The sequence below is a fragment of the Pyxidicoccus sp. M15 genome (assembly GCF_056858435.1).
In genome coordinates, this window is the sequence record NZ_CM166495.1 from 10,755,600 (window position 1) to 10,771,881 (window position 16,282).

The window sequence follows — 16,282 nt, forward strand, 5'->3', positions numbered from 1 at the left end:
GGGACCAGCGCATGAGCACCGAGCACGCCTTCACCCGAAACGACGCCACGGTGGCCCTCTCGCTCGGCGGAGAGTCCGTCTCCTTCGGTGTGCTGAGGGACGAGGTCGAGGCACGCAAGCGCCGCCTTGGGGGCCTGCCGTCCGGCATCGCCATCCTGCGGGCCCACCGGAGCCGTGAGTTCATCACCGGCTTCCTCGCCCTCTACGAGGCAGGAGTGCCCCAGGCCGTGTTCTCGCCTGAGTGGACCGCCGCGGAGGTGGAAGCGCGGCGACAGGGCCTGGGCTGCTGCTTCGAGCTGGACGAGTCCCTTTCCGTCATCTGGCGGAGCGAGTCGGTGACGCCACTTCACCACCCGGACACGGCGGTGGTGCTGTTCACCTCCGGCAGCACGGGGGCACCACGCGCCGTCCAGCTCTCACGACGAAACGTGGAGGCGAACGTGGCCGCCGTGCGGGCCTCGCTGGACTTCGACTCCGCGCCGGGACAGACGCTGTTCCTTCCCCTCTCCTACTCGTTCGGACTGCTGGGACAGCTGCTGCCCGCGCTGGCGGCGGGCCTTCCCACCGCGCTGCTGGGCAACCTGGTGGAGCTCAAGGCGCTGCTCGACGAGGGTCGGCTGGTGGGGATGATCAGCGGCGTGCCCTCCCACCATGAGACGCTGCTGCGCCTGCTGGGAGATGGGCCGCTGCGCACGGAGGAGGTCACCCACGTCGTCTCCGCGGGCGCGGCGCTGAGCCCGCGGCTGCGCCAGCGGCTGCTGCGGGCCTTTCCCGCCAGCCGCGTCTACACCAACTATGGTCAGACGGAGCTGTCACCGCGCGTGCTGTGCCTGCGCAGCGACCACCCCGCGTTCCTGAGCCAGGCCACCGGCTACCCCGTGGGGAACCTCGCCGTGAAGCTCACCGCCGAGGGCGAGCTGTGCGTGCGCGGGGACCAGTTGATGCTGGGCTACCTCGGCGCCCCCGAGGCCACGCGCGAGAAGGTGGAGGACGGCTGGCTGCGCACCGGGGACCTGGCGGAGCTGGGGCCGGACGGGCTGGTGACGCTCCTGGGCCGCAATGACGACCTGCTCAAGGTCGGCGGTGAGCGATTGAGCCCGTTCGAGATTGAAGCGGCCCTGCGCGAGCTGCCCGGGGTGGAGGACGCCGCGGTGTGGGGACGGGAGGACCCGCTCTACGGCACCACGCTCACAGCCTTCCTCCAGCTCCGACCCGGAGCGCCCTGCCCTCCCAAGCGAGACCTGCGGCAGGCGCTTCGAGAGCGCCTGTCCACGCACAAGGTCCCCACCGACTTCTTCCGGGTGGAGCATCTCCCCCGGAACACGAACGGGAAGCTGCAGCGCGCCCGCCTGGAAGAGGCCCTGCATCCGGAGCTGCGCATCGGCTGAGCGGCCCAACGCCACTCCAGGAGGAGCGCGAAGGAAGGAAGGGCGCTGCTGCCCACGAGCCCGTCAGGAATCAGCATGAGCAACCCTGACGGGAGTGGGTGAATCGCCCCTCCTTTGACTGCCCTACATCAGACTATGGGCAGTCGCTCGGACAGTACTGATGGTTCTCCCAGTCGTGATACGTGTCACAAAAGGTGTCGCCACAGCCGGTATACCCGGCGCAGGCGCCATAGGCGCCATTGCAATAATCCCTCTTGGCGTCCTGGATATAGTCCACGGGCTCTGAGTTCGCCCACCCCATGCAGGAACTCCAGTCCTCGAAGCAGCTCTCCTGCTCGGCCTCCGCCTCCACTGGCGCGGTCAACAGCGACGACACGACGAGGGTGCAGACCACGAGCCACGAACCTGACTTTGTCATCATCCCGAGTGCCCTTTCAGTGCGTGTTCCAGGGAACAGCATGAGGGGCTGGCCCGTCCCCGTTCTTCTTTCGCGGAGCCGCGCGGCTCCCCTCGGACCGAATGAGCCGGTGAGGCGGTGAATGATGCAGGAAAAAGGACGAGCGCCGGGCCAGAGACTCCGGTCCGTCTGGACGGGCCTGCCTCGGGCTTGAAGTCGGACACCCCCTCCGCTCTCGCCTTCGCCTTCAACAGGCCTCCCCTCCGGCAGACCACGCAATAGCGGCCAGAGGGCACAGCCCTCAGTTGCCCGCTCCTCCGCCTCCCCCCTGACACGGGAGTGCTAATGAGCGCGTGGGCATCACACTCTTTGGGCTCAAAGGGGGAGAGACATGCGGCGGACTTCTGGGTGGCTCGCGCTGGTGGCTTTGTTCTGCGCAGCGGGAGCAGCGGCCGGGGAGGAGAAGCCGGATGTGCGGCTGCAGGAGGCACAGACCGCATATGCAGAGGCGCTGAAGCTCGAAAAGGCGGGCAGGTATGCCGAGGCCGCGGCGGAGGGCGGGAAGGCCCTCGCGCTGCACGAGGCGGTGCTCGGGGGCTCGCATCCAGAGGTCGCCAACTGCCTGGACCTGCTGGGTACGTTACACCGGCGTCAGGGGGAGCTGGACCGGGCCGGGCCATTCATCCAGCGCGGGCTTGCCATTCGGGAAGAGGCCCTCGACAAGAACCATCCCTCCGTCGCCGACTCTCTCAACAACCTCGCCAACCTCTACCTGGAGCAGGGGTTGTTCGCTCAGGCCGAGCCGCTCCACCAGCGCGCGCTCGCCATTCGGGAAGCGGCCCTCGGCGGGAAACATCCCAGCGTCGCCACCTCGCTCAGCAACCTCGCCGTCCTCTACGACCAACAGGGGTTCTACGGCCGGGCCGAGCCGCTCTACCGGCGCGCGCTCGCCATTCGGGAAGAGGCCCTCGGCAAGAACCATCCCTCCGTCGCCACCTCGCTCAGCAATCTCGCCATCCTCTACGGGGAGCAGGGGCTGTACGGCCGGGCCGAGCCGCTCCACCGGCGCGCGCTCGCCATTCGGGAAGAGGCCCTCGGCCCCCATCATCCCGACATCGCCAGCACGCTCACCAACCTCGCCAACATCTACCATGGGCAGGGGTTGTACGGTCAGGCCGAGCCACTCTACCAGCGCGCCCTCGCCCTCAAGGAAGCAACCCTCGGCAAGAACCATCCCATCGTCGCCATCTCACTCCACAACCTCGCCATCCTCTACTCGGAGCAGGGGTTGTACGACCGCGCGGAGTCGCTCTACCAGCGTGCGATTGCCATTCGGGAAGCGACCCACGGCAAGAATCACCCCATCGTCGCCCATTCGCTCAACGGCCTCGCCGAGCTCTACGTCAAGCAAGGCCAATACGGCCGGGCCGAGCCGCTCTACCAACGCGCTCTCTCCATTTCGAAGGATGCTGTCGGCAGGAACCATCCCGAAGTCGGCCAATCTCTCGACGGCCTCGCCGAGCTCTACGTCAAGCAGGGGCGATACAGCCGGGCCGAGCCGCTCTACCAACGCGCGCTGCCCATCCTGGAAGCGGCTCTCGGCAAGGACCATCCCCGGGTTGCACGGGCGCTCAACGGACTCGCATTACTCAGGCTGGGCCAGCGTCGCCTCGGTGCGGCCATTCCGCTGTTCACGCGCGCCGTCTCCATGTCCGAGCGACGCCTGCGCCAGGAGGCACTCGACTTCTCCGAGTCGCGCCTGGCCAGCTTCCTCCAGTTTCTCCGCACCGACGAGGAGCGCCTCTACGCGCTGCTGCGCGCCCACCCCGACAACGCCAGCGTCAGACGACTGGTCCTGGGGACGGCCCTGCTCCTCAAGGGCCGCTCCGTCGAAGAGACCGCCGACATCTCCCGCGCTGTCTACCGAAGCCTGGGCAAAGAGGAGCACGACACCTTCGAGCGCTTGCGCTGGCTGCGCACCCAACTGGCCCGGCTCTCGCTCGAAGGCCCGGGCACCCGCCCCCCGGCAACCTACCAGCAACAGCTCCAAGCACTCGTCGTGCAGGGTGATGCCCTCGAGGCAGACCTCGCCAGGCGCTCCGCCCCCCTTCGCGCGCTGACCGCACTGCCATCTCTCGCGGACATTGTCGCGCGTGTCGCCCAGGCCCTTCCCCAGGATGGCGCCCTCGTCGAGCTCATCACCTATGAGGACCGCCCCCTGCTGCCCGGCCCCGGCACCCCCAAGGCACAGCTGCGCTACCTGGCGCTGGTGCTCTTCCCGGACGCCACCACCCGCGTCCTCGACCTCGGCCCCGCCGAGCCCATCGACTCCGCCGCCTCACAGCTGCGCGACGCCCTGGCCAGCCGAGACGCCTCCTTCCAATCCCAGGCCCAGGCGCTCTACGCGCTTGTCTTCCAGCCCCTGCTTCCACTGCTGGGGAAGAGTCGCCGCCTCTTCCTCTCCCCGGATGGTCAGCTGGCCCTGGTGCCCTTCGCGGCACTCCACGACGGCCACCAATTCCTTGTCGATACCTTCGACTTCACCTACGTCACCTCCGGAAGGGACCTGCTGCCGCGTCCCGAGCAGACGGCACCCGTGGCCTCCGTCGTCGTCCTCGCGGACCCGGACTTCAGCGCCGCGCTTCAACCTCCTGCTTCCGCCAACACGGAAGCTTCACCGGCAGCCGACCGCTCCTTCTCCGTCGAGCGCTTCTTCGCCTCGCTCAACAAGAGCCAGACGTACCGAACCTGGGCCGCCATTCCACTGCCCGGCACACGCGAGGAGGCCGAGGCCATCCAGCGCCTGATTCCCGATGCCCGGCTCTTCCTCGGCCCCAAGGCCACCAAGGAGCGACTGCTGGACCTGCCGACCCCAGGCATCCTCCATCTGGCCACCCACGGCTTCTTCCTGGATGACACTCCCGTGTCCCCCCACTCCCGCGCCATCGCACAGTTCGGCGCCCTGGGTGAGGACCCTCGCGAGTCGCGCCCCCCGGATCCCCTGCTGCGCTCCGGGCTGCTCTTCGCGGGGGCGAGCACGCCGACGTCCTCCACCGCCAGCCCCGCCCCGTCCCCGCCCGACACGGCGCTGGTGACGGCGCTGGAGCTGGCCGGCCTCGACCTGTGGGGCACGCAGCTGGTCGTCCTCTCCGCCTGTGACACCGGGCGCGGAGACGTCAAGCTCGGCCAGGGCGTCTATGGGCTCCGACGCGCCTTCATCGTGGCGGGAGCCGAGACGGTGGTGATGAGCCTGTGGCAGGTGAAGGACGACACCACTTCGCGGTTGATGGAGGCGTACTACCGCAACCTGCTGGCGGGACAAGGCCGAGCCTCCGCCCTGCGCGAGGCCATGCTCTCGCTGCGGGCCTCGAGGCCCCATCCGCACTATTGGGCTCCCTTCATCGTCCTGGGTCGGGACGCTCCATTGCGTGCGCTGACGCCTGAACCACGGGAGCCTCCGACGAAGTAGCCGTGGCGAGGTCTCCAGGGGCTGCTGGAGGACACTCCCGGGGCTGGCGCTGGAGCGGGACAGACGCGCCATCGTCCGTCCGGTCGGGTTGTTCGGAGCAGGAGCGGATGGCTATCTCGTCGCCCTCGGGGGAACACATGGCCGCCATCCACTACGTCTTCCTGTCGGACCTGCACTTCGGGGAGCGCAACAGTCTACTGAGCGACCCGACCAGCAATGGCGCCAGCCGGCCGCTCATGGCCAACGACGCGCTGGACGGCCTGGTGGCGTGCTTGAAGGATGTCGCCCGGGCCAACCCTCCCGGCATCAAGCCCCACCTCGTCCTGGTCGGAGACATCTTCGAGCTCGCGCTCGCGCCCACCCACGTCGCGCTCGACGGGTTCGACCAGTTCATCGACCGGCTCTTTCCACCCGGCGGCGAGGCGCTCTTCTCCCCGACCATCGTCTTCATCCCCGGCAACCACGACCACGAGCTGTGGACGGGGACGCGTGACGAGCTCGTCGCCGAGCGGATGATGCGCATCTCGCGGGAGGAGCCGCTCGAAGCCTCTTCCCCGACCACGCCCATCTTCGCGGAGCTCCACCCCGCGCCCGGCGCACTCCCCGAAGAGCAGCCCGCCCAGAACTCGCTGCTCACGCGCATGTTGCGTCATCGCCATCCCACCCACCCTGACTTGCGGGTGGTGATGAGCTACCCGAACATGGGTGTCATCCGGCAGGAGCGGATGCTGCTCGCCCACCACGGCCACTTCGCCGATGACGTCTACCTGCTGATGACGCCCCTGGCCCGGGCCATCTACGGCGAGGCGGATGGGGCACCGACGATTGCCCAGCTGGAGACGGACAACGCCGCGTGGATCGACTTCCTCTGGTCCAGCCTCGGCCGCGAGGGACAGGTCGGCGCGGGGGTGCGGCGCAGCTATGACATGCTCAAGACGGACCCGGGAAAGGTCCTGCTCGCCAGCCGACTGGCTGGAGCGCTGGTCTCGCTGAAAGGCCGGAAGTTCGGACGCCGCCTGCGCCAGCGCCTGCTGTTGCCCTTCCTCCTGCGAGCCCTGGACCTCATCGAGGAGAACGACGTGCGCCAGTCGCTCGAGTCCCGGGAGCAGGTGGACGAGGGCGTCATCAACTACCTGAAGGGGCCGCTCGCGGCGGAGGTGGCCCGGGAGCTGGGCGCCCGCAATCAGCCCTTCCCCACCGAGCACATCTTCACCTACGGACACACGCACCACCCGCTGGCGCAAGAGGTGGCGCTGCCGGAGCTCCGCTCCCGCGTGCGCGTGTACAACACCGGCGGCTGGGTGGTGGACACTCCCGAAGCGCGTCCGGCCACCGGAGGTGCCATGCTGCTCGTCGATGACACGCTCGACACCGCGCTGGTCCAGCTCTGCGCCCAGACGACCGAGCCCCACCGCACGCCGGTGATGGTGTTGCGCGCCGGAGACGAAGCCGCCGCGGGCCCGCTGTTGGCGCACGTGCGCGCCCTGGTGGACCGGCCGGAGGGCCCCTGGCGCGCGGCGGCCGCCGCCTGTGGCAACGCCATCCTCCGGCGACGTGCCGAGCTGTCGGCGAACCTGATGCACGAAGTGCGGGAGCTTCCGCTGACGGAGCGGCTCGCCGTGGGCTCCGAGTACCTCTACAAGCTCTTCCTCAAGCGGGAGCGCAGGGTCCGGCACCAGCTGAAGCTGCACCTCCTCACACAAGGGCAGCGCGAACCGATGCGGCCGCTGCCCGCCTCCAGCTCGCAGCCGGACGTGTCCTCCCCGCACTGACGACGCTCACGCAGGCGGTGCGCCTGTTCGCAGCCAGTGGACATGGACGAGGGCTACCGTGGGCCTCTCGTTACCGGGATGCGCTGGAAAGGTGCTGGAGAACCTGCTTCGCACGCGCGCTCGGCGAACCTTCGACTTCGAGCACCTCCACTTCAAAGGCGTAGGAATCATCGAGGAGGAGCTCCTTCAACTGCTCGTCGACCGCCAGGCGCAGCTCCTCGTCGTCCGAGGCGGAGCGCGCGATCCGGTCCGGCCGCTCCAGCCCGACCAGGACGATCAGGTCGAGCTTCCGGAGGGCGCTGCGTACGCGCGGCAGCCATGCGTCGAGGTCGAATGCGTCGCGGTCCTCGTGGGCCAACACGTATCCGATGAAGTCCACCGGGCACCGGTCGAACAACACGTCGCGAGGACTCTCGTCCAGGTTGGTGATGGAGCGTGCGAGCTGCTCTTCGAAGTCCTCGACCGACGGCGACTCCGCGAACGTGTACCCCTCTTCTTCCAGCTGGTGGTACGGCTCATCCACCGTCACATGGGTGGGGAGCAGGTCGGACAACTCGCCAATGAGGGTGGATTTCCCCGAACGATGAGTACCGGATACGGCGATTCGCATACCTGCGCGCTCTAGCAGTTGGCCTGCCGTCAGGGCTCTCAAAATATCAGTCCCACTGGACGAGCCTGTATTGCCGGATGTGTGTCCATCCCCGGATGGCCCGGTGACGTCTAAAATCCTGGCCGCGCACTTCCGCGCGACTCAACAAGGGGCGAGCAACATGAAGAGAGCAGGAACCTGGCTGGCGGCCGTGGCGGTCCTCGGGCTGATGGTTGGCTGCGGAGGCCCCATGTCCGAGGAGTCACAAGCGCCCGTGAGTGAGCAGCCGACGGACGAAGCAACCGTGAGCGCCCAGGCGTGTGACACCGACGCCTGCATCTGCAACAGATTCTGTCGTCAGCAGTGCGGCACCACCAACCCCGCCTGCTACGACGCGTGCTACATCAACTGTATCTAGTTGACCGGGTGACGGGCCGCGCGCCTCGCCGCCGCCGGTGAGCCCTGTACCGGGCTTTCAGCCTGTCAAAGACAGGCGGCCGGCCCCCTCGAATCAGGGAGCCGGCCGCCGGGAGAATCCCACTCAGTTTCGAACCGCCTGCCCCGGACCGTTCAGCCGTCCGGGGCGGGCGGCGCCTGCCTCCTCCCGAGTGGGAGGAGGAGTCCCGTTACCGGCTCAGACCAGCTTGCGACGACGGCGCAGCAGGCTGAGGAGCGCCAGGCCGAGCATGCCGGCCGGGGCACCCGCGCCCGTCGCGGAGCAGCCACCACCGCGGTCCGGCGTGGCCGTGGTCTCCACGGTGGCGGTGTGCGTGCCACCGCGAGCGTCCGTCACGGTCAGCTTGAAGCTGAACGTGGCGCTGTCGTCGTCGAGCTCCGGCACGTCCACGCTGAGGACGGCCTGGTTGGGGCTGCCCAGGGTGACGGACGGTCCGCCGGTCTGCTCCCACTTGTAGGTGAGCGCATCTTCATCCGGGTCGCTGGAGGCCGAGCCGTCGAGGGTAATCGACGTCTGGTCGCCGCTGAGGATGAGGCGGGCCTTCGCCACCGGGGCGGTGTTGTCGGACCGCGTGAGGGTGACCGTCACGGCGGAAGGAGCGCTGGTGAGCGAGCCATCGCTCACCACCAGGTGGAAGGTCAGCTGCGTGTCCGCCTTCACGTTCGGAGCGGTGAAGGACGGCGCGGCCGTGTCGGCCCCCGTCAGCGTCACCTGCGGACCACCCACCTGCGTCCACTGGTACGTCAGGGTGCCGCCATCCGCGTCGGCGCTCGCGCTGCCATTGAGCGAGACAACGGACTTCGCCTTGGCGGAGAGGTCCTCACCCGCGTCGGCCACGGGCGCCCGGTTGACCTGGCGCACCGTCACGGCCACGTTCTGCGTGGCCGTGGCCGTCCCGTCGCTCACCGTCACGCTGAAGGAGAGCTCGGTGTCGGCGGCAACCTCGCCCGTGGCGAAGGTGGCCGTCGCGGTGTTGGCACCCGAGAGGGTGACCTCCGGGCCGGTCAGCTGCGTCCAGGCGTAGAGCAGGGTGTCACCGTCCGGGTCGGAGCCGGTGGCCACGAGGGAGGCGGTGCTCCGCTCGTCCACCGTCACAGGGGCGGCCGCGACGACCGGCGCGCGGTTCTGCGCGCTGACCGACACGTCCACCGTGTCACGGGTGCTCACCCTGCCGTCGCTCACCGTCAGCATGAAGGAGAGCGTCTCGCCAGACACCGTCTCCGGCGCGATGAAGGTGGCCGTGGCCGAGGTGGCGCCGGACAGCGCCACCGGCGTACCCGACACCTGCACCCACTGGTAGGTCAGGCTGTCGCCGTCCGCATCGCTCGCGGAGCCGCTCAGCGTCGCGGTGGCCCGCTCGTTCACGGAAGCGTCCACACCCGCGTTCGCCGTGGGCGCGCGGTTGACCTGCAGCACCGTCACCGCCACGTCCTGGCTGGCCGAGGCCGTCCCGTCGCTCACCGTCACGCGGAAGGTGAGCACCGAGTCAGCGGAAACCTCGCCGGTGGTGAAGGTGGCGTGCGAGGTGTTGGCACCCGAGAGCACCACCGTCTCGCCCGTCAGCTGCGTCCAGGCGTACGTCAGCGTGTCACCGTCCACGTCGGAGGCGGTGGCCTCCAGCGTCGCGGTGCTGCGCTCGTTCACCATCACCGGGGCGGCTGCGACGGCCGGAGCGCGGTTGACCGCGTTGACCGTCACGTCCACCGTGTCACTGGCGCTGGCCTGGCCGTCGCTCACCGTCAGGCGGAAGGTGAGCGTCTCACCGGAGACCGTCTCCGGCGCGGTGAAGGTCGCCGTGGCCGAGGTGGCACCAGACAGCGCCACCGGGCTACCGGACACCTGCACCCAGCTGTAGGTGACGTCGTCACCATCCGCGTCCGTCGCGGAGCCGCTCAGCGTCGCGGTGGCCCGCTCATTCACGGAAGCATCCGCACCCGCGTTCGCCGTGGGCGCACGGTTGACGTCGCGCACGTTCACCGTCACGTCCTGGCTGGCCGAGGCCGTCCCGTCGCTCACCGTCACGCGGAAGGTGAGCACCGAGTCAGCGGAAACCTCGCCGGTGGAGAAGGTGGCGTGCGAGGTGCTGGCACCCGAGAGCACCACCGTCTCGCCCGTCAGCTGCGTCCAGGCGTACGTCAGCGTGTCACCGTCCACGTCGGAGGCGGTGGCCTCCAGCGTCGCGGTGCTGCGCTCGTCCACCGTCACGGAGGAAGCCGCCACGGTCGGAGCGCGGTTGACCGCGTTGACCGTCACGTCCACCGTGTCACTGGCGCTGGCCTGGCCGTCGCTCACCGTCAGGCGGAAGGTGAGCGTCTCACCGGAGGCCGTCTCCGGCGCGGTGAAGGTCGCCGTGGCCGAGGTAGCGCCGGACAGCGCCACCGGGCTACCGGACACCTGCACCCAGCTGTAGGTGATGTCGTCACCATCCGCGTCCGTCGCGGAGCCGCTCAGCGTCGCGGTGGCCCGCTCATTCACGGAAGCATCCGCACCCGCGTTCGCCGTGGGCGCGCGGTTGACCTGCAGCACGTTCACCGTCACGTCCTGGCTGGCCGAGGCCGTCCCGTCGCTCACCGTCACGCGGAAGGTGAGCACCGAGTCAGCGGAAACCTCGCTGGTGGAGAAGGTGGCGCGCGAGGTGTTGGCACCCGAGAGCACCACCGGCGCACCGGACAGCTGCGTCCAGGCGTAGGTGAGCGTGTCACCGTCCGCGTCGGAGGCCGTGGCCTCCAGCGTCGCGGTGCTGCGCTCGTCCACCGTCACGGAGGAAGCCGTCACGGCCGGAGCACGGTTGACCGCGTTGACCGCCACGTTGACCGTGTCGCTGGCGCTGGTCTGGCCATCGCTCACCGTCAGGCGGAAGGTGAGCGTCTCACCGGAGGCCGTCTCCGGCGCGGTGAAGGTCGCCGTGGCCGAGGTGGAGCTGGACAGCGCCACCGGCGTACCCGACACCTGCACCCACTGGTAGGTCAGGCTGTCGCCGTCCGCATCCGTCGCGGAGCCGCTCAGCGTCGCGGTGGCCCGCTCGTTCACGGAAGCATCCACACCCGCGTTCGCCGTGGGCGCGCGGTTGACGTTGCGCACGCTCACCGCCACGTCCTGGCTGGCCGAGGCCGTCCCGTCGCTCACCGTCACGCGGAAGGTGAGCACCGAGTCAGCGGAAACCTCGCCGGTGGCGAAGGTGGCGCGCGAGGTGTTGGCACCCGAGAGCACCACCGGCGCACCGGACAGCTGCGTCCAGGCGTACGTCAGCGCGTCGCCGTCCGCATCGGAGCCGGTGGCCTCGAGGGTCGCGGTGCTGCGCTCGTTCGCCGTCACCGGGGCGGCCGCAACGGCCGGAGCGCGGTTGACCGCGTTGACCGTCACGTTGACCGTGTCGCTGGTGGTCGCCTTGCCGTCGCTCACCGTCAGACGGAAGGTGAGCGTCTCACCGGAGACCGTCTCCGGCGCGGTGAAGGTCGCCGTGGCCGAGGTGGCGCCAGACAGCGCCACCGGCGTACCCGACACCTGCACCCACTGGTAGGTCAGGCTGTCGCCATCCGCATCCGTCGCGGAGCCGCTCAGCGTCGCGGTGGCCCGCTCGTTCACGGAAGCGTCCAGGCCCGCGTTCGCCGTGGGCGCGCGGTTGACCTGGCGCACGTTCACCACCACGTCCTGGCTGGCCGTGGCCGTCCCGTCGCTCACCGTCACGCGGAAGGTGAGCACCGAGTCAGCGGAAACCTCGCTGGCGGAGAAGGTGACGCGCGAGGTGTTGGCACCCGAGAGCACCACCGACGGGCCGGATAGCTGCGTCCAGGCGTAGGTGAGCGCGTCGCCGTCCGCGTCGGAGGCCGTGGCCTCCAGGGTCGCGGTGCTGCGCTCGTCCACCGTCACGGAGGAAGCCGTCACGGCCGGAGCGCGGTTCACGTGGCGAACCACCACGTCCACCGTGTCGCTGGTGCTCGTCTGGCCGTCGCTCACCGTCAGCCGGAAGGAGAGCGTCTCATCGAACGCGACCTCCGGAGCGGCGAAGGTGGCGGTGGCCTGGTTGTAGTTGCGCAGCGCAACCGACGTACCGGACACCTGCGTCCAGAGGTAGGTGAGCGCCGTGCCGTCCGGGTCGCTCGCGGAGCCGGTCAGCGTGGCGGTGCCGCGCTCGTCCACGATGGCGTCGAGGCCCGCATTCACGGTGGGCGCGCGGTTGACCTGCCGCAGGGTCACGGTGACCGTGTCGTTGGCGGTGGTCACCCCGTCGCTGACCGTCAGCCGGAGCACCAGGTTGGTATTGGCCGTCACCTCGGGCGCCGTGAAGGACGGCGTGAGCGTGTTGGCGTTGGTGAGGGTCACCACCGGGCCGGACACGCGCGTCCACGCGTAGGTGAGCGCGTTGCCGTCCAGGTCATAGGCGTTACCGGTCAGCGTCACCTGCGCACGCTCATCGACAGTCACGTCCGGGCCGGCGTTGACCACCGGAGCGGCGTTGCCGCAGACGCCGTTGTCAGCGCAGATCTTCGTGAACGGGGTGTTGGTGATTCCGCTGAAGGCCATGTCGTCCAGCACCCAGCCGGAGACGGCGACGGAGTTGTCGTTACCGATGCGGAAGCGGACCTGCACGGTCTTCCCCGCGTAGGTGTTCCCCAGGTTCAGCGTGACGGTGTTGAGCGTGGGGAAGCCCGTGGTGCTGCCCACGAAGGCGCGGCGTCCGGCCAGCGGGTTCTCGTTGCCGGCGTAGTTGATGAGCACGCCGTTGTAGAGGGACTCGCCGATGTCGACCCACGTCTGGCCCCCGTCCTGGGTGATTTCGATGACGGCACCGTCGTAGTTGCCACCGGTGTCGGCCTCGAAGGCGTGGGAGTGACGGAAGGTCAGCGAGAACGGCTGGGTGCTGCTCACCTGGAGCTCGGGGCTGATGAGGCGGATGTCGCTGCCCGCGCCCACGTTCGGGCCGAAGAAGGCCCGGTTGAGGTCGGTGAACTCCACGAGGGAGAAGAAGTCACCCGCCAGCGTCGGGTCGTACTCGGTCGACCAGGGCAGGTTCGCGCCCGATGCCTCGACGGTCTCCGTGGAGGTGGCCTCCGGCACTTCGTCGTAGTTGACCTTGAAGGCCAGCGCCGTCGACTTGTCGCCCGGAACCACCTGGCCGTCATCGCGGATGGCGATGGCGAAGTCGACCCGCTGCGCCAGGCTCGCGCCGCTGAGCGTCACCGGCACGGCAACCGACGCCGCACCGCCCGCCGGGATGGCCGGGAAGTTGACGGAGCCACGGTTGCCCACCGTCACGCCCGGGGTGGTGGAAACGACGGTGGCGCTGGTCGCCGCCGCGGCGTCGGAGCCCTTGTTGTAGACGGTGACGATGATGGAGCCCGTCTCACCGTTGTCCAGGATGCCGTCCGCGTCACCCGGAGTGGCGGCGGAGTCCGCGTAGTAGGCCTCGACGAGCTCCACGACCGCGCCGGTCTGGTAGCTCTCCACCACGCCCGCGTGGTTGGTGGAGTTGCGGTCCGGAGCCACCGCGCCCACGCCCATGCCGCGCCGGGCGAAGGCCGCCCAGAGGCGCTGGAAGTCGGCGGGGTCGTTGGCGAGGGCCGCCGCGAGGACTGCGTCACGCGCCTCCAGGTAGGTGGGCGACGGAGGCGTCAGCTTGTACCCGTTGACGACGTAGCTCTTCATCCGGTCCTGCGCCTCCTGGAACGGATGCGCACGGAGGAGCGCCACGTAGCACTCCCACAGCGTGGAGGCCCAGATTTCACCGGAGTTGTGCACCTGCGAGTTGACGCCACCCGGAGCGAACGGGGTGGTGGTCGGCAGCTCCACGCCGTCCATGATGTGGCGGTAGCGCAGCGCGTTCTTCGTCGGGTCCACCGAGTAGGCGCCACGGCGGATGCCGAAGAAGGCGGCGTCGGGGGAGGTGCCGCGCGTCGCGTACTCGGCCATGGCGTAGACGCCATTCCAGTTCGCGTTGGACGGAACGTTGATGTCCTCGGCGCGCACCATCATCAGCAGGGCGGTGAAGTCCCCCCAGCCCTCGCCCATCGCGCGGCCCTGGTTGTTGACCAGACCGGCGGAGTTCGCGATGAGGCGGTTGCTGATGTAGTGGCCCCACTCGTGCGCCACGATGGCGTTGTCCACCGTGCCGTCGAGGCCCACCGTCGGCCCGCGGAACATCCGCGTGTTGAGCCCCGGGATGGCGGCGCGCAGCCGGTTGGCGTCCGCCAGGGTGAGGCGCAGCGAGGGAATGGTGACGAGGGTGGACGTGCCACCGATGTCGGTGACGTAGCCCGGCGCGTTGTCGGCGATGAGCACGCCGATGGCGCCCGCCGCCTGCGCGTTCTCGATCTTCACGTTGAACGTGCAGGTGCCGCGGTCGACGAGGGCAATCTTCCCGGTCACCGCCGCCGCATTGGTCAGCGTGGTGCAGCCGTCCGTGGTCAGGACGCCGGCGGCATTGGACTCGTCCAGGGCGACCACCACGTCACCGGTGATGTCGAACGTCTGCGGACCGAAGGCCGCGGCGACACCGGCCTGGTAGTTGCCCGCCACCGGGGCGGGCGTGTTCGCCGTCACCCGCGCGTTGCGCGCGCCGGTGAAGAGGTACATCTGCATGCGCGGGGACGCACCGTCCGCCGGCGTGGACATGTTGGCGTTGTTGGTGCCGCTGTAGTCCTGCGCCTGCGCGTGGATGGCGTCGTTGCCCAGGCCGCCGCGACCGAAGTTGTTGGTCTGCGCGTTACCGGAGGCCTCGTCGAAGCCCGCGTCGTAGAACCAGTCGTGGAGCCAGTTGTTCATGTAGAACAGGCTCGTGGTGGCCGCGGCAATCTGCTCCGCATTGGCGTTCGGCTGGATGTCGAACAGCAGGGTCCGGTCGAACACGCCCGGCGCGGTGACGGTGGGGCGCAGGTCGCCCGAGTTGTAGAAGTCCGGAGCAACGATGTCCGCGTACGCGTCCACGTTGTTGCCGGTGGTCACCGTGGCGCCATTCGGGAGCCAGGGGTCGTTCTGGCTGTAGGGGGCGCTCTCGAGGGTGACCAGCGCGGGAGGCACGTACGCCGCGCGGAAGCCGTCCGGGTTGCCCGTGGGATGCGGGGTGGCGTTGGTGCCCGCGGGGCCGTCATGCGGGGTGTACGGCGGGGTGCTGTCCGCGAAGACGCGGTAGCTGAACTCCGCGTGCGCCGTCAGGTTGTTGCGCAGCAGCAGGCTGCCGTCAGCCGCGGACACGACGTAGGCGTAGTAGTCCGAGTCCTGGCTGTCCGCGGCCCCGGTGTTGATTTCCACGTAGTACGCGGGCACCAGCGCGGTGGGCAGCGGGAACAGCACCTGCTTGACGCGGGCCGGGATGACCAGGCCCTGCTCCAGCGGGCGGGCGAAGGGGGCCAGCGTGTAGTGCGAGTACCTGCCCGTCTCCTGCCTGGCGTTCGTCTTCGCCAGCAGGCTCGGGTCCAGCGCGTTGCCCGTCAGGTCCTGGTACGCCACCGCGATGGCCTGGGTGGCCGGCACCAGGAAGCGCATGCGCGCCTCCGGGATGTCGTTGGACACGTGCTTGGACAGCGAGCCGGAGATGGCCACCAGCTCGTTGTCGCGATTGAGAAGGAGGTTGAGGCCCTGGCGGAAGACCTCGATGCCGCCCGTCTCCTGCGCCAGCGTCACCACCTTGACGCCCTGGCGGTTCTGGCTGACGGAGACGACCTTGGCACCCGCGGACTCGAGGGAGCTCAGGCCATAGAGGGGCGCATGGTTCGCGATTTGCGCCAGAGCGGCCTGCTCCGGAGCCATGCTCGCGAACGAGGCGCTCAGCTTCGCCCCATCCGCGTCCTTGGTCGCCCAGATGAACGTGGGCGCGCCCATGCGCTCGTCACGGTGCGCGACGCGCGCACCCTTGATGGGGGTCACGGACTTGAAGCCAGCGACTCCAGCCGCGGGCTTCGCGTCCTGCAATGCATCGTAGTTCGGCAACGTCCGGGCAACAGCGCTGGTACCGGACAACACCAGCGACAGGCCAGACAGCGTGGCAACCAACCTTCTCACGTGGGGGAACTCCCTGTTCAACCGCGGGGTGGGAGCCACCGTGAGACCCGGGAGGTGTCCCAGCACCATCGCCGGAACACCAGGTCGCGAACGTCGCCCCCAAAGTGACGAACTGTCACCTACCGGAGAGATTAGGGTCCCATCCGATGTAGGCGGAAAGGCGACTCAGTCACTTTTTTCCAACGCACCGCATAATTCCCGAGTTACGGAAA

The 16,282-nt window shown here is 69.1% G+C and carries 6 protein-coding genes; 4 read left to right on the top strand and 2 right to left on the bottom strand.

Annotated features, from left to right (window positions below; genetic code table 11):
• Positions 1–11 precede the first annotated feature (11 nt).
• The 3 genes from ACX9TP_RS39800 (at position 12) to ACX9TP_RS39810 (ending at position 7,026) form a co-directional block, all read left to right on the top strand.
• Entirely contained in the window at positions 12–1,388 is a 1,377-nt protein-coding gene (locus tag ACX9TP_RS39800) for a class I adenylate-forming enzyme family protein (RefSeq protein WP_482975900.1), read from the top strand.
• A 788-nt stretch (positions 1,389–2,176) separates the two neighbouring features.
• Positions 2,177–5,254 (top strand): CHAT domain-containing tetratricopeptide repeat protein, encoded by a 3,078-nt coding sequence (locus ACX9TP_RS39805; RefSeq protein ID WP_482975901.1) that lies wholly within the window; start codon positions 2,177–2,179, stop codon positions 5,252–5,254.
• 107 nt (positions 5,255–5,361) lie between these two features.
• Entirely contained in the window at positions 5,362–7,026 is a 1,665-nt protein-coding gene (locus tag ACX9TP_RS39810; RefSeq protein ID WP_482975902.1) for a metallophosphoesterase, read from the top strand.
• A 70-nt stretch (positions 7,027–7,096) separates the two neighbouring features.
• Here ACX9TP_RS39810 and ACX9TP_RS39815 read toward each other — a convergent pair whose 3' ends face one another.
• Positions 7,097–7,636, bottom strand: a complete 540-nt coding sequence (locus ACX9TP_RS39815) for an AAA family ATPase (RefSeq protein ID WP_482975903.1) — start codon at positions 7,634–7,636, stop codon at positions 7,097–7,099.
• A 160-nt stretch (positions 7,637–7,796) separates the two neighbouring features.
• On the opposite strand from ACX9TP_RS39815, the gene ACX9TP_RS39820 reads away from it, so the two are divergent.
• A complete protein-coding gene (locus ACX9TP_RS39820) occupies positions 7,797–8,033 on the top strand; it encodes a hypothetical protein (RefSeq protein ID WP_482975904.1) in 237 nt (78 codons plus the stop codon).
• A gap of 216 nt (positions 8,034–8,249) precedes the next feature.
• Here the strand turns inward: ACX9TP_RS39820 and ACX9TP_RS39825 are convergent, their stop codons facing one another.
• Positions 8,250–16,070, bottom strand: coding sequence for a myxosortase-dependent M36 family metallopeptidase (locus ACX9TP_RS39825; protein ID WP_482975905.1), 7,821 nt, complete (start codon positions 16,068–16,070; stop codon positions 8,250–8,252).
• Positions 16,071–16,282 lie beyond the last annotated feature (212 nt).

What these genes read in the sequence shown, in the direction of transcription:
- ACX9TP_RS39800 (WP_482975900.1), top strand. Translation starts at nt 12, where the DNA reads ATGAGCACCGAGCACGCCTTCACCCGAAACGACGCCACGGTGGCCCTC.
- ACX9TP_RS39805 (WP_482975901.1), top strand. Translation starts at nt 2,177, where the DNA reads ATGCGGCGGACTTCTGGGTGGCTCGCGCTGGTGGCTTTGTTCTGCGCA.
- ACX9TP_RS39810 (WP_482975902.1), top strand. Translation starts at nt 5,362, where the DNA reads ATGGCTATCTCGTCGCCCTCGGGGGAACACATGGCCGCCATCCACTAC.
- ACX9TP_RS39815 (WP_482975903.1), bottom strand. Translation starts at nt 7,636, where the DNA reads ATGCGAATCGCCGTATCCGGTACTCATCGTTCGGGGAAATCCACCCTC.
- ACX9TP_RS39820 (WP_482975904.1), top strand. Translation starts at nt 7,797, where the DNA reads ATGAAGAGAGCAGGAACCTGGCTGGCGGCCGTGGCGGTCCTCGGGCTG.